Below are 15,456 nucleotides of genomic sequence, written 5' to 3'. Positions count from 1 at the left end.
GATGCCGGGCTCGGCCCAGCACGCCATCCTCGACCGGGTCGCCCGTCTCACGCACGAGGCGATCGCCCCGCGCGCGGCCGAGTACGACGCGGCCGGCGCGAACCCGATCGACTCGTGGCGCGTGCTCGCTCGGGATGGCGTGCTGGCCTCGTGCATCCCCACCGAGCACGGCGGGCTCGGCCTCGACATGCCGACCTACATCGGCGTGATCCGCACCATCGCCCAGGGCTGCGCCAACACCGCCATGACCGTCCACATGCACTCGACGGTCATGCGCTTCATCGACGCGCTCGGCACCCCCGCCCAGAAACGGCGCTACTTCGACGGGGTGGTCCGCCACGGCCAACTCTTCGGCAGCTGGGGCAGCGAGCCGGCGGTGAGCCTGTCTCGCAGCTTCCTCATGGAGACGGTCGTCCGCCAGGACGGCGACGCCTACGTGGTCGATGGGGTCAAGCACTTCTGCACCATGGCCCTCGGGGCCTCGCACTACATGGTCTGGTGCGCGCTCGAGGGCGGCTCGGACATGAGCAAGGCGCTCCTGCAGGTGCTGGTGCCGGCCGACACCCCCGGCATCGTGACCGACGGAAAGTGGAACACCCTCGGGATGCGCGCGACGTTCAGCCCGTCGGTGTCGTTCCTGGGCGTGCGGGTGCCGAAGGACACCGCGCTCGGCGACCCGGGCGCCGCCCTGCGGGTCGGCGTGGTCGAGAGCTTCGCGCTCGGCTACGCCGCGGTCTACGTGGGTATCGCGGAGGGGGCGCTCGCCTTCGCCATCGACTACGCCAAGCAGCGCATCGTGAAGCCCGAGAACATCCCGGTGTCCCACGATCCCGCCGTCCAGCGCCACGTCGGCGAGCTGGCCGCGCACCTCGACGCGGCCCGCCTGGTGCTGGCCGACACCGCCGAGCGCTGGGAGGGCGCCGACGTGCAGGAGCGCGGCGTGCTCGGGAACAAGGCCAAGTACCTCGCCACCGAGGTCGGCCTCGCGGTCACCTCCAAGGTGATCCAGGTGGTGGGCGGCCGCGGCGCCTACAAGGACTTCCCGGCCGAGCGCGCCTTCCGCGACCTGCGCACCTCGACGCTCATGCCGCCCACGGTGGACCGCATGCTCGAGGGCATCGGCAAGCACGCGCTCGGCATCGAGGGCGCCATGTTCAAGATCGCCGAGTAGCCGCCGGCGGCGCCGACGAATGACCTGGGGTAGTGGCCTGGCGAGGCGCAGCCGAAGGCGAGCCGAGCGGATACGGTGCCTGGCGAGGCGCAGCCGAAGGCGAGCCGAGCGGATACATGATTAGAAGCGACGTCGTCGGCAGCCTCCTGCGCCCCCCCGAGCTGAAGGCCGCCCGCTCGCGGTGGGAGCGGGGCGAGCTGTCGGCGGCCGCGCTCAAGCAGGTCGAGGACCAGGCGGTGGACGACGCGGTGAGCCTGCAGGAGGCGGCGGGCCTCGACGTGCTGACCGACGGCGAGCTGCGCCGCTACGCCTTCTTCGGCCACCTCATCGACGCGCTCGAGGGCTTCGACAAGTTCGGCGGCTGGGCGATTCCCTTCCACAACGAAGCCGGCGAGCGGCTCCTCTTCAAGCGGCCGGTGGTCGTCGAGAAGCTGCGCTGGCGACGGAGCATGTGCACCGAGGAGCTGGTCTACTTGCGCGGCCGCACCGACCGCCCGGTCAAGGTCACGCTGATCAGCAGCCAGCAGGCCGCCGCCTACTACGATCCCGAGCAGTCCACCGGCGCCTACCCGACGCGCGACGCCTACCTGGCCGACATCGTGGACCTCACCCGTCGCGAGGTCGAGGAGCTGGTGCGTCTCGGCGGCACCTACATCCAGATCGACGCGCCCCAGTATGCGGCGCTCCTCGACCCGGAGCTGCGCGAGGGCTACCGCACGCGCGGCAGCGACCCCGACCGGCTGATCGACGCGTGTATCGAGATGGACAACGCGGTGATCGGCCGGCACCCCGGTGTCACGTTCGCCCTGCACATCTGCCGCGGCAACAACCAGTCCATGTTCTACGCCAGCGGCGGCTACGAGCCCATTGCCCGGGTGTTCAGCCGGAGCCACTTCCAGCGCTTCCTGCTCGAGTACGACGACCGGCGCTCGGGCGGCTTCGAGCCGCTGCGCGCGATGCCGGACGACCGCACCGTGGTGCTCGGCCTGGTCACCACGAAGACCCCGCGCCTCGAGACGGTGGCCGAGCTGCGCGCGCGCATCGACGAGGCCGCGCGCTTCGTGCCGCTCGATCGCCTGGCCCTCAGCCCGCAGTGCGGCTTCGCGTCCACCATGGAAGGCAACCGGATCACCCCGGCCGAGCAGGAGGCCAAGCTCCGCCGGGTGGTCGAGACCGTCAATGCCGTCTGGAGAGGAGATACGCGATGAGGATGCTGGCTCTGCTCACGCTCGCCCTGCTCGGGCTGTCCCCCGCCGATGCGTGGGCTCAGTCGATCAAGATGGGCGCGGTGGTCCCGCTCACCGGCCGCTACGGCGCCGGTGGCGCCCAGATCCGCGCGGGCTACGAGTTCGCGGTCGAGCGCCTCAACGCGGGCGGCGGCATCACGGTGGGCGGCGTGAAGATGCCGGTGGAGCTGATCCTGCTGGACGACGAGTCCGACGCGACCAAGACGGTGGCCCGCATGGAGACGCTGGCCGCCCAGGGCGTGGTCGGCTATCTCGGCGGCTTCGGCTCCGATCTGCACGCGGCCGCCGCTTCGGTGGCCGAGAAGAACCACATCGCGTACCTCGGCGTGGCGTTCGCGCTGCAGAAGATCCACCAGCAGAACTTCCGCTATCTCTTCTCGCCCTTCTGGAAGTCGCCCGACATCGGCCACGCCACCGCGGGCCTGTTCGGTCTGATCCCGGCCACCGAGCGGCCCAGGACGGTGGCGATCTTCCAGGAGAAGACGGACTGGGGCCGCGAGATGGCGGCGGCGTGGACGGAAGCCGGCAAGGACGCGGGCTATCAGGTCGCGATGACCGGCGAGTACGCGCCGGGCGCCAAGGACTTCTCGGATCTGATCCTCAAGGCCAAGGCGGCCAACGTCGACGTGGTGCTGGCGCTGCCGAATCCGCCCGACGGCATGACCATCGTCAAGCAGATGAAGGAGCTGGGCTTCACCCCGAAGCTCTCGTTCTTCATCCGCGCCCCCGACGCGCAGATCTGGTCGCAGAACCTCGGCAAGGACGGCGACTACATGGTGCTGGCCGCGGGCTGGCACCACGCCATGAAGGGCGCCGGCGTGAAGGAGCTGAACGACGCGCACCAGAAGAAGTACGGGCGCCCCGCCGATCCGCTGGTGGGGCCGGCCTACGCGTGCGTCGAGATCCTCGCCGCCGCGGTGACGCGCGCCGGCTTCCCGGACCGCGAGAAGGTGCGGGACGCGATCGCGGCCACGAACATGAACACGGTGATCGGCCCCGTGAAGTTCCGCCCGGACGGGACCGGCATCGTGGCCCAGGCCCTGCTGCAGTGGCAGAACGGCAAGCAGGAGCTGGTGTGGCCGAAGGAGTCGGCGACCGCCCGGCTGGCGTACCCGGCGCCTGCGTTCGCCAAGCGCTGAGTGCTCGTCGGTCATCCGGTGACGCCCGCGGCCGGCCGGGCCGCCTGAGCGGGTCGTGGCGCTCCTCGAAGTCGAGCGGCTGACCAAGGGCTTCGGGGGCGTCCTCGCGGTCAACGACGTCGGCTTCACCCTCGAGGCCGGTGAGCTGCTCGGCATCATGGGGCCGAACGGCTCCGGCAAGACCACGCTGTTCAACCTGATCGCGGGCGCGCTGCGCCCCGATCGCGGCTGCATCCGCTTCGCGGGCCGCGACATCGCGGGCCTCCTGCCCCATCGCGTCTGCGCCCGCGGCATCGCCCGCACGTTTCAGCTGGTGCGGCCGTTCGCGGGGCTCACCGCACTCGACAACGTCCGGGTGGGCTGTCTCTACGGGCGCCGGCGCGGCGCGGTCGACGCCCGCGCCGAGGCGCTGAGGCTCCTCGCGCTGGTGGGACTCGACGGGCGGGCGGCCGCGCCGGCGGCCTCCCTCACCCTCATGGATCGCAAGCGTCTCGAGCTGGCCCGCGCGCTCGCCACCGGGCCGGATCTGCTGCTGCTCGACGAGTTCATGGCCGGTCTCAACCCGACCGAGACCGCGGCGGCCATGGACTTGATCCGCCGGCTGGTCGCCGACGGCCTGACCGTGCTGATGGTGGAGCACATCGTGTGGGCGCTCATGGACCTGGCCCGCCGCATCGTGGTGCTGAGCGCGGGCGAGAAGATCGCCGACGGCCCGCCCGCGGCGGTCGCCGCCGATCCGCGAGTCGTCGACGTGTACCTGGGCGCGACGCGGTCGCATGCTTGAGATCCAGGGGCTGGAAGCGTCGTACGGCGACGTGCCCGTGCTCCGGTCGGTCTCGGTCACGGTCGCGCCCGGCGAGATGGTCGCGCTCCTCGGCCCCAACGGAGCCGGCAAGTCCACCCTGCTCGGCTGCGTGGCCGGCCTCGTGCGGCCGCGCGCCGGCGTCGTGCGCTGGGAGGGCCAGGATCTGCGGACCATCAGCCCGCATCGGATCGTCGAGCGCGGGCTCGTGATGGTGCCCGAGGGCCGGCGGCTCTTCGGCGCCATGAGCGTCGAGGACAACCTGGAGCTGGGCGCGTTCTCCCCGCGCGCCCGCGCGGCGCGCCGGCAGAGCCTGGAGCGCGTGTTCGCCCTGTTCCCCGACCTGCACGCGCGCCGGCGCCAGATCGTCCGCGCATTGTCCGGCGGCCAGCAGCAGATGGTGGCGGTGGGCCGGGCCCTGATGGCGCACCCGCGCCTCCTGATGCTGGACGAGCCCTCGCTCGGCATCGCGCCCCTGCTGGTGCGCGCGATCCTGGACGCGCTGGTCGAGATCAACCGCGCGGGGGTGGCCATCTTCCTGGTGGAGCAGAACGTGCGGGCCGCGCTCGGTCTCGCCCACCGCGCCTACATCCTGGAGGCCGGCCGCATCGCGGGCGAAGGGAGCGGAGCCGCGCTGCTCCAGGACGCGCACGTGCGGCGGGCCTATCTGGGCCCGCTCGCGGTGACGGGCCCGCCGTGACCGTCCTCGCGCAGCAGATCCTGCTCGGCCTCCTCCTCGGCGGCCTCTACGGCCTCGCCGCGGCGGGCCTCTCGCTGGTGTTCGGCGTCCTCAAGGTGCTCAACGTCGCGCACGGCGAGCTGATCATGCTGGGCGGCTACGGCGCGTTCTGGCTCTTCGCCCTGCTGGGCCTCGATCCGTTCGCGTCGCTGCTGGTGGTGATCCCGGGCTCGCTGCTGCTGGGCGCGGCGCTCTACCTCGCGCTCTTCGGCTTCGTGGTGCGCGCCCCCGAGGAGGCCCGGATCAAGAACTCGCTGCTGGTCGGCTTCGGCCTCGCCCTGAGCCTGCACGCGCTCGCGGTGCGCCTCTTCACCGCCGACGATCGGTCGATCACCACCGCGTACGGCGGCGCGGTGATCACGCTCGGCACGCTCTCGATCCCGGTCATCCGGCTGCTCAGCCTGCTCGTCGCCCTCGCCCTGATCGGCGGTCTGCACCTGCTGCTCGCCCGCTGGCGCTGGGGCAAGGCCATCCGCGCCGCCGCCGAGGACTGGCAGGCCGCACTGCTCACCGGGATCGACGTGCGACGCGCCTATCTGCTGGCCTTCGCCATCGGCACCGCGCTGGCCGGCGCGGCGGGCACGCTGGTGAGCGTGGGCTACTCGGTGAGCCCGTCGATCGGGCTCGAGTGGACGCTCAAGGCGCTGATCGTGGTCGTGCTGGCCGGGCTCGGCTCCATGCTGGGCACGTTCGTGGCCGGCCTCTTCGTCGGCGTCGCCGAGGCCATCAGCGCCGCCACCTTCGGCGGCCCCTACCGCGAGGTCGTCGGCCTGGTGATCTTCTTCGTGGTTCTGGTCCTCCGCCCCCAGGGCCTCTTCGGGCGCGCCCCCCGATGAGCGCTTGCGCGAAGAGGCCAATCCGCCACGCGATATCTTCCCCCGCCGCGTGCTCAGAATGAGCGCTTGCGCGAAGAGGCCCAACCGCCACGGACCACGTCCGATGAGCGCTTGCGCGAAGAGGCCAATCCGCGACGCGATATCTTCCCCCGCCGCGTGCTCAGAATGAGCGCTTGCGCGAAGAGGCCCAACCGCCACGGGATATCTTCCCGGGGAAACCGCTAAGAATGCCCAGTCCGGGCAGCACGGAGCGCGCGTGGGCCCTCGCCATCCTCATCGCGCTCGCCCTGCTCGCGCCCTTGCCGCTGCTCGTGCACCGCGAGGACGTGATCAACTTCGTCCTGCTCGTGCTGCTCTCGATCACCCTCGCCCAGAGCTGGAACATCATCGCCGGCTACGCGGGCCAGGTGAATCTCGGCCACGCCGCCTTCTTCGGTCTCGGCGCGCTCGCCACCCGCACGCTCTGGATCGGGGGCGTGCCGATCCTGGTCGCGGTCGCGGCCGGCGTCGCGGTCGCCGCCGCGTTCGCGATGCTGATCGGCGCCGCCGCGTTCCGGCTGCGCGGGGCCTACTTCGCCATCGGCACGCTCGCTCTCGGCGAGATCCTGCGCACCACCTTCAACAACGCGCTGCCCGAGATCTCCACGTTGCCCGCGGCCACCATCGCGGCGTACCGGCTGTCATTGCGGTACTACCTGGCGCTCGGCCTCGCCGCGCTCTCGGTGGTCGCGGTGGCGGTGCTCGCCCGCTCGCGGCTCGGGCTCGGCATGCAGGCGATCCGCGAGGACGAGGACGCGGCGGAGGCCACCGGCGTGGCCGCGCTCGGGCTGAAGCTCCGCGCGCTCGCGCTCTCCACCGGGCTGGCCGGGGCCGCGGGCGGGCTCTTCGCGTACTATCACATCAGCTACTACCCGTCGCACCCGTTCGGACCGAGCTGGACGTTCGAGGCCCTGCTCATGACCTTCATCGGCGGCGTCGGCACCCTGCACGGGCCGGTGCTGGGCGCGGTGCTCTACGTGTTCTTGAAGGAGTACCTGACCGTCCGCTGGGTGGACTTCCACCTCTTGATCTTCGGCGTGCTCTTCATCGCCATCGTGCTGCTCTTCCCGGGCGGGCTCGTGCAGGCCGTCGAGGGAGCACGCCGGTGGCTCGGGCGCCGATCGGGGAGACCGACATGACGACCACGCGCATTCCGCTGCTCGAGATCGGCTCGCTCCAGAGCCGGCTGCCGGACCTGATCGCCAAGAAGGGCGAGCCGCCGTGGTCGGAGGCGGTCGTGCTCACCGACGACATCCAGGCCTTCCTGATCTGCCACTCGCCCGGCCAGCCCAACGACACGCACTATCATCATCACGACGAGTGGTGGATCGTGCTGCAGGGCGAGATCGACTGGCACATCGAGGGCCAGGCCGCCCCGATCCACGCCCGCCCCGGCGACTTCGTGTTCGGGCCCAAGCACCTCTGGCACCATCTCGAGCCGGTCGGCACCGGGCCGAGCATTCGCATCGCCATCAACGCGCGCGGCGAGTTCCACCGTTACGACCGCCCCGGTTGCAAGCCTCTCTAGCGATTCGCCGCCGTCAGGCGGCGCCGGGCTGGCCCTGGGCGGAGGAGGGGGCCGGGGTGGCCGAGGCGGAGCCGGCGGAGCGTGCGCTGCCGCGCACGCCCGTGACCAGGCGCATGACGGTGGGGGCCAACCGGGGATCGAGGCTGTCGCGGATGCCGTCGCCCAGCAGATTGAACGCGAGCACGGTCACCGTGATGGCCAGGCCCGGGAAGAGCACGAGCCACCACTGCGGCACGAGACCGGTGATGGCGTCGGACAGCATGTTGCCCCAGGTGGGAGTCGGCGGCGGCACCCCGACGCCCAGGAATCCCAGCGCGGCCTCGATGACGATCGCCACCCCCAGGTGCGTGGTGGCCAGCACCAGATACGGCGCGACGCATTGGGGCAGGACGTGGCGCGCCATCACCCGCAGCGGCGAGGCCCCGGCCGCGCGGCCGGCCTCCACGAACGGCATCGCGCTCACGCTCAGCGCCACCGAGCGGATGACGCGGCCGCCGAAGGGCACGCGGGTGATCGCGATGGCCACGATGACCGCGGGCAGCCCGGTGCCGATGGCCATCGAGATCGCCATGGCCAGGATCAGGTCTGGGAACGACTGGAAGATCTCCATCACCCGCTGACTCATCAGGTCGAAGCGTCCGCCGATGTAACCGCACGCCACGCCCCACAGCGAGCCCACCGTGGTGCCGAGCAGGACCGCCGCGAAGGCCACGAAGAGCGAGGTGCGCGCCCCGTAGATCACGCGGCTCAGCGCATCGCGACCCACCTGGTCGGTGCCGAAGAAGGCCTCCACGCTAGGCGGCTTGTTCATGTGGCGGAAGTTGGCCTTGAGCGGGTCGCGCGGGGCGATCAGGGGAGCGGTCAGCGCCACCAGGACGATGAGCAGGGCGACGAAGCCGCCGGCGGCCGACAGCCAGTTCTGACGAAGGATCGTGTACATCGAGGGAAGGCTATTGGTAGCGGATGCGCGGATCCAGCCACGCGTACGAGAGGTCGACCAGCACGTTCACCGCCACGAAGATCAGCGCGTAGAACAGCACGAGGTTCTGCACCACGATGATGTCGCGCTCGCTGATGGCGGTCACGAGCGAGCGGCCGAGGCCGGGCACCCCGAAGGCCTGCTCCACCGCCACCGACCCGCCGAGGACGAAGCCCAGGAGGACGCCGGAGATCGTGACCACCGGCAGCAGCGCGTTGGGCAGGGCGTGGCGCAGCACCACCGCGCTCTCCACCGCGCCCTTGGCCCGCGCGGTGCGCACGTAGTCCTCGCGGATGACCTCGAGCAGGCAGGAGCGCGACATGCGCGCGATGTAGGCGCCCTGGGCGAGCCCGAGCACCACCGCGGGCCCGATGACGAGCTGCAGGTTCTGCCATGGGTTCTCCCAGACGTGCACGACCAGGAGCGGCGCCTTGTACCCGAACCAGAACAGGAGCGCCAGCACCACCAGCATGCTCAGCCAGAATCCCGGAATCGCGATGAAGAGAATGGACAGCAGGCGCGCCACCGCGTCGGCCCAGCCGTTGGGGCGGATCGCGCTCAGGACGCCGACCGGCAGCCCGATGATCCAGGAGATGACCAGGGACAGGAACGCGATCTCGGCCGACAGGGGCCCGCGGTGCAGGATCAGGTCGCGGACGGTGTCGCCCCGGAAGAACGACTTGCCGAGCTGGCCGGTGGCGATGTCACGCATCCACCGCACGTACTGGACCGGCAGCGAGTCGGAGAGCCCGAGGTCGCGCATGATCACCGCGCGATCCGCCGGCGTCATCTTGGAGTGGCCTTCCACCCCGAGCAGCGCCACCAGCGGATCGCCCGGCAGGATGCGCAGCACCACGAACACGATGATCGAGACGCCGATCACGGTGCCGAGGGCGAAGAGCGCCCGGCGAAGCAGGTACTTCTGCACGTGAGCGAGCCGCTGCTAGGACTGGGCCATCCAGACCGTGTCCCAGCGGGTGACGTCGTAGATGCCGAAGAACTTCGTCGCGTTCTGCCCCCGCACCCGGTTGTAGAACGCGTCGTAGATCTGCTCCCAGGCCACCGGCACCAGCGGCGGATCGTTCTCGAGGATCTCCTCCGCCCTGGGGATCATCGCCTTGCGCTTGTTCTCGTCCACCTCGCGCTCGAGGTTGTGGGCGAGGGAATGAAACTCCTCGTTGGTCCAGCCCGAGTAGTTCTGGGGACCGCCCTTGCCGTACCAGGCGGTGAAGTAGTCGGAGGGATCCATCAGCGACGAGACGATGGCGCTGATGGCCAGGTCGAAGTTGCCGGAACCGGCCTCCTCGAACCACTGCGAAGTCTGCACGACCCGCAGATTCGACTCCACGTTGAGCGTGTCCTTCAGCATGGCCTGGATGGCCACCGCCCACAGCTTGAAGCTGGCGAGGTCGCGCACCACGAAGTCGAGGTTCTTGAGTCCGTTCGGATAGCCGGCGGCCGCCATCAGCTTCTTGGCTTCCTGGATGGCCGCCTTGGGATCCTTCTGGTAGCCCAGGCGCTTCTCCAGCTGGGCCTTCGGCGTCGACCACTCGTGGAACGGATACACGAAACCGCCCACCTGCATGGGCGCGGTGTCCTTCACCACATCGACCATCACGTGCCGGTCGGTGGCCAGGTGCAGCGCGCGGCGCACGCGAGGGTCCGCGAAGGGCTTGCGCTTCATGTTGAAGAAGTAGGCCTGGATGACCGACTGGTTCATCGCGGTCGCGGTCACACCGGGCATCTCCTTGGCCTTGCGCCAGGAGATCGGATCCATGATCCGCGCGTAGTCCACCTTGCCCGACAGGAACGCCGAGCCGAGCTCGGGCGAGAACGCGGGGAGATTGTAGATCTCGAGCCGGTCGACGTACGGCAGGTTCTTGTTCCAGTAGTTGGGGTTCTTCTCCTGGATCCAGACTTCCTTGTCCTTTCGCGACACGTGCCGGAAGGGACCGGTGCCCGGATAATTCATCACCTGGCGCAGGTTGCCCCCGTTGTCGTCGAGCGTCTTCTTCCGCACGATGACGTTCCAGCCGCTCGCGAAGGCGCCGAGCATGTAGGCGCGGGGCCGCGGCTCGGTCAGCCGGAACTCGATCTTGTAGGGGTCGACGACCACGATGTCGCCCACCGCGGTGAAGAGCGAGGAGCGCGGAATGACCACGCCCTTGGGGGGCCGCACGATACGCTCGTAGGTGGCGCGGATGTCCTCCGCGGTCATCTCGGCGCCGTCGTGGAACTTCACGCCTTTTCTCAAGTAAAAGGTGTATCGCTTGCCGTCGGGGGAGACCTCCCACTTGTGGGCCAGGTCCGGGATGATGGTGTTGCCGTCCCGCGGATCGCGACGGATCAGCAGGTCGTACATCGGGGCCTGCCCGCCGAGATTCGAGATCGTGCCGGACTGGTGGACGTCGAAGTGGGCGGGCGCGTTCAGGATGCCGAAGCGCAGCGTCCCGCCCGGCTTGGCGGCAGGATCGGCGGCTTTCAGCATGAACTCCTGCGCGTCGGCCCGCCGCAGGAACGCCGGGGCGACGCCGGCCGCGGCGCCGGCCACGCCGAGTGTCTGGAGGAACGAGCGGCGGCTCACCGGGGACTTGCGAGCCTTGTGGGGTACCGGATCGGCCATGGCGTTCCCCTCCTTTGGGGTCTCCGCACCTGCGGGTCGCCGCCACGCGGCCGAGCACGTCGTCGTGTCCGCGCCGAGGGCGTTGGGTTCACGGAACATACACGAGGGGGCCGGCCCCTGGCAAGGAGGCATTCTGCTAGACTCGACGCAACGCACGGTCGATCGGAGGATCCCCCGCATGGAATTCGGCATCCTGTTCACGTCGCACCCCAATCACGCCACCGAGCCCTACCCGCACCGCGCCGTTCACGCGCGGGTCACCGCCGAGATCCAGGCCGCAGATCGCCTGGGCTACGACACCGCGTGGGTGGCCGAGCACCACTTCTCGAACCAGTACGGCATCATGCCGGACGTGTTCACCTACATGGGTTACCTGGCGGCTCAGACGTCGCGCATCCGCCTGGGCACCGCGGTGGTGACGGTGCCGCTCTACGACCCGATCCGGGTGGTCGAGAACATGGCCTTCGTGGACATCCTCTCGGGCGGGCGCGTCGTGCTGGGGCTCGGCTCCGGCTATCGCCCCTATGAGTTCGAGGGCTTCGGGCGCGACTTCGACGCGCGGCGGGACGTCCAGGAGGAGGCGATCGATCTCATCCTCGAGCTGCTGCACAAGCGCCGGGTGCGTCACTCCGGCCGGCACTTCCGATCGGTCATCGACGGCGACTACGAGATCTTCCCGGTGAGCGAGCAGCAGCCGCACCCGCCGCTGTTCATGGCCGGCGCCACCGATCGCTCGCTGACCTACGCGGCCCGCCACGGATTCGGGCTGATGCTCTCGACGCTGCCGTCGGCCGACACGCTGGCGAAGCAGATCGCTCTCTACCGGAGCCATCTCACGGAGGCGCCGGCGCCGCTCGGCCAGAACCCGGCCGCGGGCAAGGTGGACATCGCGCGCTGGGTCTACGTGGCCGACACCGACGCGGCGGCCCGGCACGACACCGAGCAGGGCATCGTCCGCCACATCGGCCACTTCATGGGCGCGGGCACCGCCGGCTATCTCGGCAACGTGTCCGAGAAGAATCGCGTCGAGGGACTCAACTACGACGACCTCGCCGCCTCCACCCTGCTCCACGGCTCGCCCGCGACGGTCATCGCCAAGCTCCGCGAGCTGCGCCACAAGACCGGGCTCACCTCGCTGCTGCTCCACTACCCGCCCTACTACGGCCACGACAAGGCGATGGCCAGCCTGCGCCTCTTCGCGGAGAAGGTGATGCCCGAGTTCCGGCCGCCGGCTAGCCGGTCGGCCGTGGCCTGAGCGCCGGGCGCCGCCGCAGCCGCCGGCCGTCGATCGCGAGCAGGCCCGCCCCGATCAGCGCCATGCCGGCGAGTGCGGTCGTCGTGACGGGCTCGTCGAGCACGAGCGAGCCCAGCAGCAGCGCGGTGACCGGAATCAGCAGGGTCACCAGCATGACGTTGGTGGCGCCCGCCGAGGAGAGCAGCCGGAAGTAGAGCCAGAAGCCGAGCGCGGTGGTCAGCAGCGCCAGCGCGAGCAGCGCGCCCCACACCGGCAGGCTGGGCCGAGCCGTCCACGGCCGATCGAGCACGAGCGCGATCGGCAGCGCCATCAACGCCGCGGTGGTCAGCATGCCCGCCACCGGCACCACTGCGGGCATCGCGCGGAAGCGCCGGCCGTACGTCCCCGCCAGCGCGTAGGAGACCGCCGCGCCCACGATGGCCAGCTCGCTCCAGGTGTGCACGCCCATCTGCTGGAGCGCGCCCGGCCCGATCAGCACCGCCACGCCGCCGAGCCCGAGCAGCACGCCAACCACGCGATGGGCGGTGAGGCGCTCCTGCCCGAGGGCATGCGCCACCAGCGCGGTGAAGAGCGGCGTGGCCGCGTTCAGGATCGACGCCAGCCCGCTCGTGATGTGCACCTGACCCCACGCGATCAGGCTGAACGGGAGGAAGCTGTTCAGCAGGCCGAGCAGCGCGAAGCCGGCCCACACTCGGAGCGACCGCGGCATGCGCTGTCCGGTGAGCCGCACCACCGCCAGCATCGCGGCGGCGGCCACGCCGAAGCGCACCAGCACCACCGTGAACGGCGGCAACTCGCCGAGCGCCACCTTGCTGAAGAAGAAGGCGCCGCCCCACAGCATCGCGAGCAGCCCCAGCAGCGCCCACTGTCTCCGGGTCATCTCGCAGGGGTATACGCGGCGGGGTGGGGAAATGGGTGGAGCACCACTCCTCCCCCTGCCCTCTCCCCTGAGGGGAGAGGGAGAGCGCTCTAGAGCTGGAGGAAGCGCTGCTGGATGGTGGGGTCCTGGCGGAGGGCATCGGGCGTGCCCTCGAACTGGATGCGGCCTTGATCCATCACGTAGAGGCGATGCGACAGGGCCATCGCCACCTCGAGGGTCTGCTCGACCAGCAGGATGGTGGTGCCGCGCCGATTGATCTCGCGCAGGATGCCGGTGAGGCTCTGCACCAGCAAGGGGGCGAGCCCCTCGGTCGGCTCGTCGACCAGCATGATCTTCGGCCGGGCCACCAGCCCGCGCGCGATGGCCAGCATCTGCTGCTCACCGCCCGAGAGGAAGCGGCCCTTCTGCGCGATGCGCTCGCGCAGCCGCGGAAAGTACTCGAGCGCCTCCTCGAGCCGCTGCTCGGCCCCGGCGCCGTCCGCGGCCATCATGCCCAGCCGCAGGTTCTCGAGCACGGTCAGGTTCGGCAGCACGCGGCGCTCCTCGGGCACCCAGCCGACGCCGCGCCGGACGATCTCGTGCGTCTCGAGCCCCGTGATGTCCGCGCCGCCCAGCTTCACCGCCCCGCGGCGGGCCCGCGCGATCCCCATGATCGACAGCAGCGTGGTGGTCTTGCCCGCGCCGTTGCGACCGATCATGGTCACCACCTCGCCCTCGCGCACCGCGATCGACACGCCCTGGAGGATGTGGGCCTCGCCGTAGTAGGTGTGGAGGTCCTCGAGGCTCAGGAGGCTCATCGCCCGGCTCCGAGGTAGGTCTCCTGCACCAGCGCGTTGTTGCGGATCTCGTCGGGGCTGCCGTCGGCCAGCACCTGGCCCTGGTGCAGGACGGTCACCCGGTCCGAGACGCCCATGACCAGCTTCATCTTGTGCTCCACCAGCACCACGGTGCGCGCGCGCGCCAGCTCGCGGATCAACACCATGGTCTCGTCGGTCTCCTCCGGGCTCATGCCCGCCGTGGGCTCGTCCAGCAGGAGCAGGACCGGCTCGGAGGCCAAGGTGATGCCGATCTCGAGGTGCCGCTTCTCGCCGTGCGAGAGGTGCGCGGCCAGACGCTCGGTCCGGCGGGCGAGACCGACCGTCTCGAGGATCTCGACCGCCCGCTCGCGACATCCCGCGATCCGATCGGCGCGCGACCAGAAGTTGAACGAGCGCGCGTAGCCCTGCACCGCCACCCGCACGTTCTCGAGCACCGTGAGATGGGGGAAGATGTTGGTGATCTGGTACGACTTGGCGATGCCGAGGCGGCACACTCGATGCTGCGGCAGCCCGGTGATGTCGGCGTCCCGGAACTTCACGCGGCCCGACGACGGCGCCATCTCCCCCGAGATCAGGCGGAACAGCGTGGTCTTGCCCGCCCCGTTGGGGCCGATGATCGAGCGCAATTCGCCGCGTCGAATGACCAGCGAGACGCCGTTGACCGCGACCAGGCTCCCGAACGAGCGGGTCAGCCGCTCGGTCTCGAGCAGCACGCCGTCGGCGCCGGTCATACCGTGGCGAAGAAGCGCGCGGGCGCCCCCTCGGTGCCGGCGATCTTGTAGAAGGGCGCCGCGAACTCCACCCGGCGTCGCGGCAGGGCCGCGAGGTTGGTCAGGCCCTCCATGATGACCACGCCCGCGCCGAGGATGACCCGGTGCATCGCGAAGTCCTCGGAGCTGAAGTCGGGCAGGCGCGCGCAGTACTCCTCGAAGAAGTCGAAGCCGATGTTCTTGGGCCCGCGATCCACCAGCCACTGGGCCACCGCGGGCGGGAAGTAGGGCGACCGGGTGAAGTAGTCCGGCCACGTCCCGTACATGCTGTCGGTCCACCCGGTGTGGAGCAGCACGATGTCGCCGCGCTTGACGTCGCCGGCCCCGCCCTTCTTCAGGTCCTCGATCGTGATCTCGTGATTGGCCCCGACCCACGAGAGGTCGACCACGAGGGCGTCGCCCATGACCTGGTCGAGCGTGATCTCGGCGGTGGTGATCCCGTCGCGGAATACGTGCAGCGGGGAGTCGATGTGGGCACCGGTGTGCAGGCTCTGGTTCACGCTGGACACCTGCCAGAAGCCGGGCCCGCGGCGGTGCGGCGTCACCTCGAGGCGCATGTTGGTCGAGGGCGGGCTGAGGGTGTGCTCGTCCACCGTCACGGAGAGGTCGATGAATCGGCTCATGGAGGCC

At 70.3% G+C, this 15,456-nt stretch carries 16 protein-coding genes; 9 read left to right on the top strand and 7 right to left on the bottom strand.

Translation table 11 applies throughout. The features are described 5' to 3' along the window. The first annotated feature begins 1 nt into the window (after position 1). The 8 genes from VKN16_07375 (at position 2) to VKN16_07340 (ending at position 7,501) form a co-directional block, all read left to right on the top strand. Positions 2–1,171 (top strand): acyl-CoA dehydrogenase family protein, encoded by a 1,170-nt coding sequence (locus tag VKN16_07375; protein HME94018.1) that lies wholly within the window; start codon positions 2–4, stop codon positions 1,169–1,171. A 116-nt stretch (positions 1,172–1,287) separates the two neighbouring features. Continuing rightward, positions 1,288–2,379 (top strand): cobalamin-independent methionine synthase II family protein, encoded by a 1,092-nt coding sequence (locus tag VKN16_07370; GenBank protein ID HME94017.1) that lies wholly within the window; start codon positions 1,288–1,290, stop codon positions 2,377–2,379. Then, positions 2,376–3,557: an amino acid ABC transporter substrate-binding protein gene (locus VKN16_07365; GenBank protein HME94016.1), complete on the top strand. Its 1,182-nt coding sequence runs from the start codon at positions 2,376–2,378 to the stop codon at positions 3,555–3,557. The genes VKN16_07370 and VKN16_07365 overlap by 4 nt, the downstream gene beginning before the upstream one ends. Before the next feature lie 55 nt (positions 3,558–3,612). Next, positions 3,613–4,341, top strand: coding sequence for an ABC transporter ATP-binding protein (locus tag VKN16_07360; GenBank protein ID HME94015.1), 729 nt, complete (start codon positions 3,613–3,615; stop codon positions 4,339–4,341). Continuing rightward, positions 4,334–5,059, top strand: coding sequence for an ABC transporter ATP-binding protein (locus tag VKN16_07355; GenBank protein ID HME94014.1), 726 nt, complete (start codon positions 4,334–4,336; stop codon positions 5,057–5,059). Before VKN16_07360 ends, VKN16_07355 begins: the two co-directional genes overlap by 8 nt. Continuing rightward, positions 5,056–5,934, top strand: coding sequence for a branched-chain amino acid ABC transporter permease (locus VKN16_07350; GenBank protein ID HME94013.1), 879 nt, complete (start codon positions 5,056–5,058; stop codon positions 5,932–5,934). The genes VKN16_07355 and VKN16_07350 overlap by 4 nt, the downstream gene beginning before the upstream one ends. Positions 5,935–6,161: 227 nt before the next feature. Then, positions 6,162–7,112 (top strand): branched-chain amino acid ABC transporter permease, encoded by a 951-nt coding sequence (locus VKN16_07345; GenBank protein HME94012.1) that lies wholly within the window; start codon positions 6,162–6,164, stop codon positions 7,110–7,112. Then, positions 7,109–7,501 carry a cupin domain-containing protein gene (locus VKN16_07340; protein HME94011.1) on the top strand — a complete coding sequence of 131 codons (393 nt, stop codon included), beginning with the start codon at positions 7,109–7,111 and terminating at the stop codon, positions 7,499–7,501. Before VKN16_07345 ends, VKN16_07340 begins: the two co-directional genes overlap by 4 nt. Before the next feature lie 13 nt (positions 7,502–7,514). On the opposite strand, the gene VKN16_07335 is transcribed toward VKN16_07340, so the two are convergent. Genes VKN16_07335 through VKN16_07325 form a run of 3 tightly spaced genes read right to left on the bottom strand, consistent with a single transcriptional unit; the run spans position 7,515 to position 11,103 of the window. Beyond that, positions 7,515–8,441, bottom strand: coding sequence for an ABC transporter permease (locus VKN16_07335; protein ID HME94010.1), 927 nt, complete (start codon positions 8,439–8,441; stop codon positions 7,515–7,517). A gap of 10 nt (positions 8,442–8,451) precedes the next feature. Then, positions 8,452–9,408, bottom strand: a complete 957-nt coding sequence (locus tag VKN16_07330) for an ABC transporter permease (protein ID HME94009.1) — start codon at positions 9,406–9,408, stop codon at positions 8,452–8,454. A 15-nt stretch (positions 9,409–9,423) separates the two neighbouring features. Beyond that, the gene (locus tag VKN16_07325) at positions 9,424–11,103 is read right to left on the bottom strand and encodes an ABC transporter substrate-binding protein (GenBank protein HME94008.1); all 1,680 of its coding nucleotides are present in this window, start codon (positions 11,101–11,103) and stop codon (positions 9,424–9,426) included. Between the two features lie 178 nt (positions 11,104–11,281). On the opposite strand from VKN16_07325, the gene VKN16_07320 reads away from it, so the two are divergent. Then, entirely contained in the window at positions 11,282–12,358 is a 1,077-nt protein-coding gene (locus tag VKN16_07320) for an LLM class flavin-dependent oxidoreductase (protein ID HME94007.1), read from the top strand. On the opposite strand, the gene VKN16_07315 is transcribed toward VKN16_07320, so the two are convergent. From VKN16_07315 to VKN16_07300, 4 genes are all read right to left on the bottom strand, one after another. Further along, positions 12,336–13,238 carry a DMT family transporter gene (locus VKN16_07315; protein ID HME94006.1) on the bottom strand — a complete coding sequence of 301 codons (903 nt, stop codon included), beginning with the start codon at positions 13,236–13,238 and terminating at the stop codon, positions 12,336–12,338. The genes VKN16_07320 and VKN16_07315 overlap by 23 nt on opposite strands. An 89-nt stretch (positions 13,239–13,327) precedes the next feature. Beyond that, complete coding sequence (locus VKN16_07310; protein ID HME94005.1) at positions 13,328–14,035, bottom strand: ABC transporter ATP-binding protein; 708 nt, start codon at positions 14,033–14,035, stop codon at positions 13,328–13,330. After that, a complete protein-coding gene (locus VKN16_07305; GenBank protein HME94004.1) occupies positions 14,032–14,787 on the bottom strand; it encodes an ABC transporter ATP-binding protein in 756 nt (251 codons plus the stop codon). The genes VKN16_07310 and VKN16_07305 overlap by 4 nt, the downstream gene beginning before the upstream one ends. Beyond that, on the bottom strand, positions 14,784–15,449 hold the full coding sequence (locus tag VKN16_07300) for a cyclase family protein (protein HME94003.1): 666 nt from the start codon (positions 15,447–15,449) through the stop codon (positions 14,784–14,786). Before VKN16_07300 ends, VKN16_07305 begins: the two co-directional genes overlap by 4 nt. Between the last annotated feature and the right edge of the window lie 7 nt (positions 15,450–15,456).

This window comes from Candidatus Methylomirabilota bacterium, from assembly GCA_035315345.1.
In the GTDB taxonomy this organism is placed as follows: Bacteria; Methylomirabilota; Methylomirabilia; order Rokubacteriales; family CSP1-6; genus CAMLFJ01.
Note: the sequence above shows the minus strand (reverse complement) of the source record. Positions and strands in the feature narration are given on the sequence as shown.